Origin of the sequence: Mycoplasmopsis phocirhinis (genome assembly GCF_004216495.1) — a bacterium.
GTDB lineage: Bacteria > Bacillota_I > Bacilli_A > Mycoplasmatales > Metamycoplasmataceae > Mycoplasmopsis > Mycoplasmopsis phocirhinis.
Genome location: NZ_CP034841.1, coordinates 540,276 through 553,097, shown reverse-complemented (window position 1 = coordinate 553,097; position 12,822 = coordinate 540,276). Strand labels below are relative to the sequence as shown.

At 24.2% G+C, this 12,822-nt stretch carries 5 protein-coding genes; 1 reads left to right on the top strand and 4 read right to left on the bottom strand.

Annotated elements, in window-relative coordinates; genetic code table 4:
• Positions 1–47 precede the first annotated feature (47 nt).
• The 4 genes from EG856_RS02170 to EG856_RS02155 form a co-directional block, all read right to left on the bottom strand.
• Positions 48–4,487, bottom strand: coding sequence for an MGA_1079 family surface serine endopeptidase (locus tag EG856_RS02170; RefSeq protein WP_130429490.1), 4,440 nt, complete (start codon positions 4,485–4,487; stop codon positions 48–50).
• A complete protein-coding gene (locus tag EG856_RS02165) occupies positions 4,478–4,939 on the bottom strand; it encodes a hypothetical protein (RefSeq protein WP_130429489.1) in 462 nt (153 codons plus the stop codon). Before EG856_RS02165 ends, EG856_RS02170 begins: the two co-directional genes overlap by 10 nt.
• 65 nt (positions 4,940–5,004) lie before the next feature.
• On the bottom strand, positions 5,005–9,687 hold the full coding sequence (locus tag EG856_RS02160) for an MGA_1079 family surface serine endopeptidase (protein WP_130429488.1): 4,683 nt from the start codon (positions 9,685–9,687) through the stop codon (positions 5,005–5,007).
• Positions 9,687–9,968: an antibiotic biosynthesis monooxygenase gene (locus EG856_RS02155; protein WP_130429487.1), complete on the bottom strand. Its 282-nt coding sequence runs from the start codon at positions 9,966–9,968 to the stop codon at positions 9,687–9,689. Before EG856_RS02155 ends, EG856_RS02160 begins: the two co-directional genes overlap by 1 nt.
• A 152-nt stretch (positions 9,969–10,120) precedes the next feature.
• Between EG856_RS02155 and EG856_RS02150 the strand changes: the two genes are divergently transcribed.
• Positions 10,121–12,796, top strand: a complete 2,676-nt coding sequence (locus EG856_RS02150) for an exonuclease domain-containing protein (protein ID WP_130429486.1) — start codon at positions 10,121–10,123, stop codon at positions 12,794–12,796.
• The last annotated feature ends 26 nt before the right edge of the window (positions 12,797–12,822 follow it).

The following is a 12,822-nucleotide window of genomic DNA, read 5'->3' as shown; positions in this document are numbered from 1 at the left end:
AATTTAATACATATTATTAAAAATTCAAACACTAGGGTTTGAATTTGTTAATTTAAATTTTTATAAAATCAAGGCAAATCATATTCATTTGGGTGAGCTAAAGAAGCACGCAAAATCTGCAAACCTAAAGAATTTTTGTTTTGTAATTCAAGTGGATTTTGCCCATCAAAATTTATACCTAAATAATTGAAGTCCTTGCCGGCGTATAAAGGCCCTTGTGTTCAAACATAATTTGTTACAACAACATTTATTAAACCTAATAAAGAATCTTCGGTTGTGTAAAAACCACTGCCTGAAGAACCGGAAGAAAAATTAATAGATGGAAAGTATGAGTGCGTTTCAAAGCGAACACTGTTACCATTTATAAATTTTGGACGATTAGAAATTCAACTAGTTAAATTTAACGATGGATAACCACTACCCACGCTTGGTAGTATAACCGGAGAAATAATATTAGTATAGTGGTAATTTATATCTAAATTAACATTTGTTTTTTGCATTAAATTTTCTATTTTTCAAGCAACAAATAAATAACCATTACGTTTAGCTTTTAAATACTCTTGTTTTAGATCAACTACAAAAACACTTAAGTCTGGTTTAAGATTGGTATTATTGTCAGTTTCATTACTTTGATTTATCCCAACATAAATCAATTTTTCTTCTAGTCCACTCACACGATTAGTTATGTTGTTGTAATTATAATTATGAATAATTTTATTACCAACTAAATTAGTTACAAACGCAAGAGTTCGATTTTTTCGACTCAAAAGCAAATTTTCATCTTTAATTTGAGAAAAATCATTCAAATCTCCACCATTTACATGACGATTGGTAATTAAATAAAATTTATAATCATTTGGATCTGAATTTACTTTAGCTATTACAGATGCTGTGCCTGATATAATCGTTCCACGGTTAGAAATATATCTAAGTAAAAGTGAGCGATCATAAGTTGATTTGCTTAATTCGTTATTTTGATATTCACTGTATCTAAAACGTTCAGAATTCAATTTATAACCACTATGAAGTTTAAAATCAACATTTTGATTTGGGTTGTAGTGGTTGTATTCATATTCAGTTTCAGGATTGTAAATAGTTATTGGTTGATTAACTTGAGTAAATAACACTTTATTATAGTTTATTTGATTTGTATGAGTGCCAAAATTTTCTTCTTCAACATTATTAACATAATGTAAAGTTATTTTAGCACCACTTGGATGTATTATAAATGCGTTTTGTGCATCAAAATTAGTATATTGCTTATTTTGAACTAAATCACTAATTTCAACTTTAATTTTATAATCTGAATTTTTTGGATAAATTCTAAATTTTATACCCTCATTTTCATCTCATTCATATACAACACGAATCTCAAGTTTTTCAGTCTCATTTATTGTTGTTTGTCAGTCAAAATATTGATTTTTTTGCTTTAATAGTTGTTCAAAATCTATTGTCAAATTTAATCCTTGATTTTCGTCATTAATTCGCTTAACTTTATTTTCATCAAAAAATAAAACATTAGCATATAAATGTAATTTTATTGAACGCTGTGTTGTATTTGGTTGTAAAAAAGTTTTATCTAAATATTTTTTCAGCAAAGTTCAACTCGCACTGTTAGTTTTTTTATTATGCTGTCAAAAAACATCTTTATAGTATTGTTCAATTATTCGCTCTCGCACAATTTTATTTGGTGAAAGTTTTAAAGTTTTTAAATTATGGTTACCATTAAAATTAAATAAATTTAAGTCAATTTCTTCATTAATTGGTTGAGTAGAAATTCTTATTCAACTGGCCGATAATACATCACGTCTGGTAGTGTTAGTGTATGGGTCTCATGCTTTAACACCAAAACGCACATATAATTGATTATTTAAAATTTTAAATTCCTTAATCTTAAATAAAGTAGTCGGATAATCAAAATTATTATATGATATTAAATTATTTTCACCACGGACACTGATATATTTATTCAAATTTTCAATATTTATTTGATTTAAATTATTTATTTGTTCATAATTTATATTAATATCACTATATTGTAATTGATTAAGAATTATACTTGGATAATGATATTGTTCAAAATCATTAACTAAATTTATTAATGTGTATTTTTTAGCACTTGAATATCTAATGTTATGATTTTTTTTATTAATAAAACCAATTTTAAAATTTAAACTATATCTATTGATGAATTCAAAATCATAATAATATGTGTAGTAATCAGCTCGTAATTGAGTAATATCATTTAAATTAGGTGTTAATTGTTCAGAATATAAATTATCTTGTTGAGAGCCAATTATGTTTAGATCTTTAGAACTTTGGATAGTTTTTGCTTGATAATTTTTTAATTCAATTAAATATTCAAATTTATTAAATGCTTTTTGTTCAATAAAATTTTTAGGATTTAATTGTCTAAAAAATAAATCTCTACTCGCATTTATTTGTCGCACGGTTTGTAATTTGCGTCATTCAAAGTTAGTTTCATTTATTGTTTCAATTAAATTTAATGTTTGCTGATCAGGTTTAATATATTGTTGATTATTAAAAAAATCTTCGTTATATTCAAAATTTTCGGGATGAACATCAAAGAAATTTTCTAATTGAAACCCATCAACACTAAATTCATTTTGGTTTTTTAAATTTTGCTCAAAACCAGGTGCTTCACGACCATCTATTTTATATCATAATCTAAAATTAGTGCGGCCATTATAATCATCTATTTGTGAAAGTTTTTTAATAAAAACGCTATATTTACCAAAAGTAGGAAGATTATATAATCTATCAAAAACTTCAATTGCTTGTGAAGCTAAATATGATAAATGAGTATCTCTATTAGCTAAATTTTTAAAACTAATATTTTCAAAAAATCGTGATTTATCGCCGTTAACAATTTGTAAAATTTTTTCTAAATCCAACTTATCTTTAATTTGTTGACCTATAATTTCATTTTCTGCAAAATTAATTTGTTGTTTAGAGCGAAGTAAAATTCTTTTTACGATTTGATTATTTCAATAAATTTCAATAATATTACTTAATTTATTATCATTTTCAATATCAATTACTTTGCCTAATCTGTATTTAAAATATTTACCAATTGTAGAATTTTTGACAGTAATTAATTGTGTTTTTTCAATATCGGGCAAATTAATAAAATTCTCAGCAGTATAAGTTGATAACTTTTGGTAATTAACATCAAAAATATCATCAAGATAATTATAATTTAAAGCGTTTAATAAAATTTGAGCATTAAAATCAAATTTTTTGGCTAAATTAAATGAATATTCTAAATCATTATTTTTCATTTTAGCTTTAACTTCAACATTTAAAATGTCTAGGTCGTCACCACTTAATTTTAAATTTATAATTTCAAATGTTGCTAAATTATTGTCAAAATGATTAAAAATTAAGTTTGCTTTTTTTAGATCAAATGATAATTGATTAATATATTGCTCTATTTCTGAATTTTTTACATTTTGTGAATATTCTAAATTAAATATATTTTGTGTTTCAAGTTTAAATAAATCTAAATCACTTTCTTGCTCACTAAAATTAGTTGACATAATTTTTAAAATATTCTCTATGATTTGATTAAAAACAGTCTTTATTTTTGTCACATCATATGATTCAAGAACATCTAAATTATTGTCTTTAAAATATTGAGCAATTTCAATGTTAATTTTTCGTAATTCATAAGCTTTTTGACCTAAAATAATTTTATTTACAATTTTAGTGTTATATTCAGATTGCAACATCAGCAAGCGCTCAATAATATCTTTTAATTCCTTAATTTCATTTTTTGTTTGTTCAAATTCAATAAAATTTTTACTTATTTCAAGTTTAGATAAAAAATGGGTTCTAATTTCATCGTTTAAACTAGAATTTTTTAAAATTTGCTTTGATGCGCTTTTATTATTTTCAAAACTCGTTTGAAAATTAATAATTTTATTTTTGATATTGTTAATTTGCTCATTACTTACAGAGTTAATTAATTCCTGATTTAAAATTTCAAAATCAGCTTGGCTAATATATAAATCAAGTATATCTTCTTTAATTTGGTCTTTAATTTGTTTTTTAGATTCAGTAACTAAATTATTATTTAAGATTATAGTAGTTAATTTTTTCAATATTTGTTGCTGTGTGGAAATTATCATTTGTGTAGAAATTTCAGTATTAAAATTTTGTTTAAAATTTTCTAATTCGTTTTTTAAATCTAAAAATAACCCTTCATTTAAGTCATTGCTTAAATATTCTTTTTCAATTTCACTTAGGACATTGTAGTTAAAGTTAATTTCGTTAATTTCATCAGCAAATTCATTGAAATCTTGTTTAGATTTTACACTTAAAATTATTTTTTTATCAACTCATTTTTTTATTGTTTCATCTATAAAAACTATAGAACTAATAATTTCGTTATATTTATTAAAATTTTTATTTTGTTGTGAAATTTCTGCGTTTAATTCAATTAATTGATTCTGTGTTAATTGCAATTTTCAATTAAAGTAGAATTAAAATTATCTAAATTTATTTCTTTGTTTAATTTAGATAATAAATCAGTGTATTGTACTATATCTTGTTTTATTTTGTGTTCATTTGCAAATTCAATTTCAACTTTTTTATCTGGAGTGGTTTTATTTAAATTTAAAACACCAATATATAAATTGGCTATCTGTTCAAGATTAAAATTCAAAGTTTTATACTGATTTTCATCCAAATTTTGGGGATAATTTAATTCTAAATTTTTAACTAAATTTTGTAAAGATAAACTATTTAAATCATTTATTTTTTTAACAGCTTGGTTTTGATAAAGTTTAAAGAGCGAATTTTGTTGTTCGTTTGAAACTTTTTCTGGTTCATTTTTGATTGTCTTAGCACACGAAACTAGTGCAGGTAAAGTTGTAAAAGATGCTAAACTAAGAATTATTTTTAAATTTTTTTTCATAAAATTTATGATAACAATTTTTAAAAAATTTCAAGCAAAAAAACGCATTTAATTGCGTTTTTATCTTATTCATTTTGATCTTTAATTGCTTCAAAAAATCAAGGCAAGTCATATTGATTTGGATTAGTTAAATTAGCTCTAATAATTTGGGCCGCGAATGAATGTGTGTTTTTAATATCAAAAGGATGTTGTCCATCAAAATTTACACCAAAATAGTTATAATTACGATTTACGTATCTAGGTCCTTGGCTTGCGCGTCCATTGAAACCTTCTTTTCAAGTCGCAATGTATGTATCATCATCAACATACATACCAGTTCCTGAACCAATTCTACCAGCAAATACTTGTGAATAATTTTCTTGTGTGTGTAGTTGAATAATTTCACCATTTTCAATTTTAGGACGACGATTGATATGGCCTGCTATTTTACCATTAGGTCATCCAACACTCGCAACTTCACGGGTATAAGGTACAGAAATAATACTTTGTTTTGATCCGATGTTAAACTTGGCATTGGGTAATTTCTTTAAGTTTTCGTATTTTCACACACGGTTAAACGCACCACTTTGAATAGAGTTTTGATAGTCATTATTTAAATCGACTATAAAAATATTTAGATCTTCTTCTTTGGGTGTAATACCTTCATTTTCACTAATTTGCTCTATTCCTGACCAAATAGTAGTACCGACTGGATTATATCTAACTCCATTTATATTATTTATGTGAGGTAAAAAAGGTCTGGCAGCGCGGTTTACATCTGAATAAATATTTTTAGCTGAAAATGCTAATCGACGTTGGTCTTTATCTGTTAAAAAATTGTCGCCTACAAGTTGATCTCATTTTTTAAATTTAGTTTCGCCGTCTACATGTCGATTAGTCAATACATAGTATTTATGATCATTTGGATCTTGATTTACTTTGCCAATTATGGAAGTTGAGCCTGCTTCTTTACGATCTAAAGCAGTATAGTATAAAGCCCTTAATCATGTATTTTTGGCTAAATCTCAATCTTTTTGTTTAAGTCAGCGTAATGTGTCAACATTCATTTTATAACCATCATGTAGCTTATAAGGCACATTTTGATTAGGATAATAAATATCTTTATTTTTTAAAAATTCTGTGTCATTACTGAATAAAATCGGTTGGTCGTAGCGATTATAAAAGACATCGTTATAATCAAATTTATTTGAGTTAATATTAAAATTTTCATTTTGAACTTCATTAGTATATTCAATAGTTGTTTTAACCGCAGCAGGTAAAATTATTAAGGCTTTTTGTTGATCAAAAATTTGATTATTTGTGAATCTTTGTGTTTCAGGTTCATCGATAATAACTTTAAAATTATTATCTTGAGTTGTAATAATAATTTTAATTCCTTGATCCTCTAAATATTGAAATATAACATTATATTTAAACGAACTGTTATTATCAAATGTGGGAGAAGTTTGTTCAAAAGAAATAACTTTGTTTGTGATTAAATTTTCAAAATCTAATTCAAATTGTAAACTTTGTTGTCGAACACGCTTGTTTTTATCTGGATCATTAATTAGTGCATTTGCGTGAATATCAAAAATTAATTTGCGCTTTAGTGCGTCATTGGCAAAAAAGGTTTTTTGTAAATATTTTTTATCTAAAACTCAAAAAGCATAATCTTTACTTTTATCATATTGCCACATTAAGTCACGCCAGTATGGTTCTATTACTCGTCTTCTCTTAACTTCTTTGCTTGATTTAAAAATAACACTTAAATTCGAGTTGTCTAAAAGCATATCGTCAATATTTTCTGTTTCATTTACTGAAGAATCTGCTTTAAAACCATTTATTTTTAAATATGCGTGTGATTGTATAATCTTGGTTTTATCTCCGATTGGATCATAGCCTTCTACGCTGAATTTAATATATGCCGAATCATTACCGTAAGGAATTACTTCGCTAATTTTAAAATTTTGTGCGGGTAATTCAAAATTATTGTAAACAATGTTATTTTGTTCATTAGCATTCAATGTAATTAATTGGTTTAACTCATCAGGATGATTTACAAAATAATTTGCTGTGTTTAGAGATAAAGAGTTAAAGTTAATAGTTAAATCATTTAGATTTATATTATTTAACATAATATCAGGATATAGCGCTTGTTCATAATCATTAACTATATTTATCAATGTATATTTTTGACCATTAGTGTATCTTTTATTGTTATCAAAACGATTAATTCAACCCACTTTAAACGAAATACTTCTTTTTGAAACTTGTTCAAAATCGTAAAAATAGTAAAAATAATTTTCTAGTAATGAAGCTTGCATGTCAGTATTTACAACGATATCTTTATCGTATAAATGGTTTTTGTATTTTGTTGATAAAAAGGTTTCATTATCATGATTGATACCTTTTGCATCACGACCATCTTTAATTTTTATAAAATAATTAAATTTATTAAATGCTTCTTGTTCAATAAATGATTTAACATTTAAATTACGATACTCTACAACATTTTGACGAGTATTAACCTTGCCTTCTGAAAAACTAATGTGAAAATTAGATTCATTTATTCTATCAATTTGTTGTTTAAATGATTCCTCAACAACACTATTTCTAATTGGTATAAAATCTTCAGCACTAAAATGTTTTTGTTTAGGTTTAATATCTTCGTAATTTAAGTAAGCAAATGAATTAATAGTTCTAGATCTATTTTGTACTTTGGGTGCTTTAACACCGTTTTTTTTGTACCATAAATAAATTAATCTTGAACCACCAGAAGCTGATCGTGAAATTTTTGTATCTCCATATACTGAATTATCTCCATTTGGTTCAGAAAATTCAATATAAATTTCATAATTACCAAATTTTGGTAAATTGTAAATTTCACCAAGTTTTGCCTGAGCATCAGAGGCTAAAATATCTGAATGGGTTGTGTAATTATTTAAGTCTTTAATCGTGGTGTTTTTAAATAACTCTTGAAGTGCTTGATTTTTATCACCTCTTATGATATTCAGAGTTTTATCTAAATTAATTTTATCCCAATAATCTTCTTGAGTTGGATATGTAGTTAGATTTCTTCATGATATATTATTTGCTGACATAGAACTTAATGTTTTAAGTTTTTGTTTACCAAAATAAATATCAATATCAGCACTTACTTTAGTATTTTGTATTTTTAAATTGGTAAAAGTTTGGCTAAAATATTTTCCTATTTTTGCTTTTTTTGGTGTTAAAATCTTATTTTTTTGTTCCTGTGAAAGATTTTGTCACTCTTGTTCGGTATACGAATTAATTAATTCATAGTTAATATCGTATAAATCATCTAAATTGTTTATTGTAATGGAATCTAAATCGTTTTTAGCTCCCCTTTGGAATGTTTTTTGTTTTTTAAATATTGCTTTAGGTGTGTCAAAACCTTTTATTTTAACTTCAATACTTGCTTGTAATGTTTCAAGGTTTTGGCCATTTAACTCTAAATTAATTATTTCAAAATCAAATATTTTATTATCTTGGTAATCAAAAAATAATTTAGCATTTTTTAAATTAAATGAGCCTGAGCTTTGGTATTGGTCAAAATCGTATTTTTTTGCTCCTCGATGTTCTTCTAAAATAAACAGATTTTGCGTATGTTCAAGTAAAATTTGCTCTAATGATTTATCAGTTTTTTCATATGTTTTAGCGTTTATTTCATCAATTTTATTACTAAATTCATTTATTTTTGCAATAGTGTTGCTAAAATCTAAAATATGTAATTTATTTAAATTCGTATCAAAAACATCTCTATATTCACTTTTAAGGGTGTATAGATCAAATTTTTTTAAATTATTTGTATTTTGAGAATTCAATTCATTATCTATATTTTTTAATTTAGTTTTTAATTGTTCAATTGAACTTAATAATTTTTCAACTTCAATTTTATAAGAATAATTGTCGTTATTTTTATTGATATTTAAAATCAGTTGGATATCATTTTTAATTGATCCGGCTATTGAACTATTGGCTAAATTTTGCTCAAAATTTCTATTTTTGTTCTCTAATTCTAAAAATTTCATTTGAGTTAGAACTAAATCATCATCTAATAAATCATTTTTTAAATTTTCACTTAACTCATTTTTTTGTTCATTTGTTAATTGATTTGAATTGTTTATTGTATTAAATAAGTCATCTTTAGATTGCTTAAAATCTACGTTATTTGTTTGAATATTATTTTGTAATATAAATTCCTTTGAATTTAAAATTAACTGATTTATGTCATTTTTAATATTAGTAATATTTTGCCGCGATATTTCAATATTGTTTAAATTTTGGATTTGGTTTTGAACTTGACTATCCAATTGATAATATTCGTTAAATTTTAAAAGTTGTGAAAGTTGATCATCAAAACTTTTTATTAAGTTTAAAAATTGCTCTTGTTCTGTTTTGTTGTTTGTTGGTTTTTTTGTTTCATTCTCAATTATTTTTTGACTAATATCGTTTTTAAATTTTAATAACCTAAGTTGATTTATATATTCATTAGATTGAATTGGTGTCTGCTCGTTTTGAGATGGTTTTTTGTCTGTATTAGTGGGTAAATTATTTTGTGTTTGTTTATTACCTGTATCGTTATTTTTTTCATTATCTTGAATAGTATTATTAGGTTTTTTGTTGGTTTTATTTAACTTGTAATATGTACGAAAAACTACAATACTTGTTAAAGATAAAACTGCTGCAGAAGTTGATAATGCTAAAATTAATTTTTTCTTTTTCTTTTTTTGCATACTTTCTTTCATTAAATTATTGTTTTATATTTTTTTATTTTTAAAGGCATTTGAGCAGAATTTTCAACAAAAGTTAAAAATTCTTTATATTGTTCCGTTTTAGCAAATTTATTAAACGATTCTTCTGAACTTCAACGCTCAACTATGTTAAATTTGTCGCCAGCCCAAAATCCATCGATAGATAAATTTAATTCTTGTTGTTTAGAAACATAAATTCAATTTTTAATATATTCATTGAAATTATTCATATTTTCTTTTTTTATCTTAATTTCTTTAATAATTAAACTAATCATTATTTCCTTTCTTTAATGTTTTTTTTAATTAAATTTAATATTTTAGATATAAAATATATTTCATTATAACATAGAGCAATTTATATTGTTATATTTAACCAAACCAAAGATTTAATGTTTAAACATAAATAAAGTATTACAATATATTCAATATGTCAACCATCGATAACAACTTAAATCCAACAAAATTATGTTTTAGTCAAGAACAAAACGAAATTATCAAATCTTCAACGACAAATAATATAATCATCAATGCCGTAGCCGGTTCAGGTAAAACCACAACAATTGTTGGTATTGTACAAGCAAATTTCAATAAAAAAATATTAATTTTAACTTACAATACTCGTTTAATGGAAGATACTAAAGTAAAAATTAATAAACATCTTATGGATAATAATGCAGAATTTATAGAAATACGAACATTTCATTCATTCGCTGCTTCATATTGAGCAAGTTCATGTCGTAATGATGATGAATTAAACATAATAATAAGTCAATATTCACAAAATATAAAAAATATAGATTTTGACTTAATAATTATTGACGAAGCACAAGATTTAACGCCAATATTATGAAATTTATGTCAATTAATTTTTGCTAATAACATCAAAAATAAATCATGTCGTTATATTTTGCTTGGTGATGTTAATCAAACTATTTATCAACATAATAGAGCAACACCGTATTATTTTATTAATGCTGATACATTAATAAATAATAATATTGAATGAAAAAAAATGTCTTTAACAAATAGTTTTAGAGTTAAACAAAATATCTGAGAATTTTTAAAAACTAATGATTTAAATCCTAATAATGGCAGTAATTTTTCAACACAAAATTCCACATTTAACATTTATGTTTGACAAAATGAATTCATACAAAAAATAAGTGATTTGATTGAGGAAAAAATTAAAATATACGGCGAGCAAAATATTTTTGTGATTTCACCTTTTATCAACAACACTTTAATTGAAAATAGTCTAGTTATGGTGGCTAATGAAATAAGTAAACGTGGATATGGAACGTATTATCCAATTTCAAATTTAACAGAAATTAATGACAAAATTCTAAAAAATAAAGTTGTATTCGCAAGTGTTCATCAAAGCAAAGGTCGTGAAAGAAAATGTGTAATTGTCTATAATTTTAATTCCAATGTTGAAAAAAACTTCAATATCAATGAAGATAATCAAATATCTAAAAATTTATATTATGTTGCTTTAACTAGAGCCAGTGAGGATCTAACTTTGGTTAATTTTTATTCAAAATATAACCAAAACTTTTTTCCTTCTTTTATTGACACAAATTTTATTCTAAAACAAGATTTTTTTTATACGGATTTAAATAAGTATGATTTAGTTACATCGCAAACAACTAAACATCAAGATTTTGAGCGAATTTACACTTTGCAAAATTTTATTAACACATTAACTCCAACACAACGCTTTGAAATTTCGCAATTTATCAAAAAAATATGATTACAGTATCCCGTACAACCTTTGGAATTAAAAAACAACATTACATTAAAATCTAAAAAACAAATATACGATGTTGTTTCGATTAATAATGTTTATGTAAAATTGCTATATTTTTTCAAAAATTGCAAAAACATCAATAATTTAGCAAGAATTTTACACATTAATGAAAAAAAACATTTCAATGCACTAATTGAACAAATTCAAGAAATTATGAATTTAAATAATAATCAAAAATTTATTTCCTTGGCAATGGTTTTTGATTCTTGTTTTAGAGCAGATTTTATAGCCCCAAATTCTATTGATATAAAATACAGAAACTGAATCAGTAGCAAGCAAAGCCAAACAATTTATCAACGTTTAAGTAATATACAAGACAATAATTCACTTTTAAGATTTAAAGTTGAATTTGAAAATATTTCAACAATCATTGATTTAATCGATTATCAAAATGAAATTGTATATGCACTTAAATTTAATGAAACATTAAATGATAATGATATTTTTGAAATGGCATTAATTGGTATTTTAATAAATTTAAATAAGTTAAATGAATTCCAAAACTTTCGCTTAATTATTTTTAATATTTATAATAATTCTAAACTAGAAGTTGAATTAGAAAATATTAATGAATTATGTAAATTATTTAAGAATTATCTTAAAGACCTAACTAAACCAAAATTAGACATTAATTATCAAAAGTCAATAGTTGATTTAAGTAAACAAAATAAAATTTTAATAAATTATGTAACAGTAAAATTAAACAAAAAAGAAAATAAAATTGTTCAAAAAAATAACAAGTTTGTTTTTTTTGATTTTGAAACCACCGGATTTAATGGTTATGTTTGTCAAATTGGAATGGTTATTGTTGAAAACGATGAAATTGTTGCTAAAATTAATAAATTGATTAATCCTTTAAGACCAATCACGTTAGAAGCAATGTGACAACACCGCATTAGTGATGAAATGGTTGAAAATGAAACTACCTTTGCTCAATTTTGACCACAAATTAGTCAATATTTTAATGGCGAATATTTGTTAATAGCACACAATATTGCATTTGATATCCGTGTTTTAATGCGAGAATTAACACGAATGGATTTAGCACTTACGACACAAATTGATTTTTTTTGTAGTCGTTTTGGTTTAGCAAAATACAATTCAAATGAATTTAAATATACACAAAAACTTGATCAAATCGCAACTAAATTAAACATTAAATTCACACACCATAACGCATACGCTGATGCTTTAGCAATTTATCAAATTTTTGCAAGTCTTGAATCTAGTGTCAATAAATTAATATCTAAAGCTATTGATAATGGTTATAACGCGTGAAAATTAAAATTAAATTAGCACAACTTTTGCTGTGCTAATTTTTA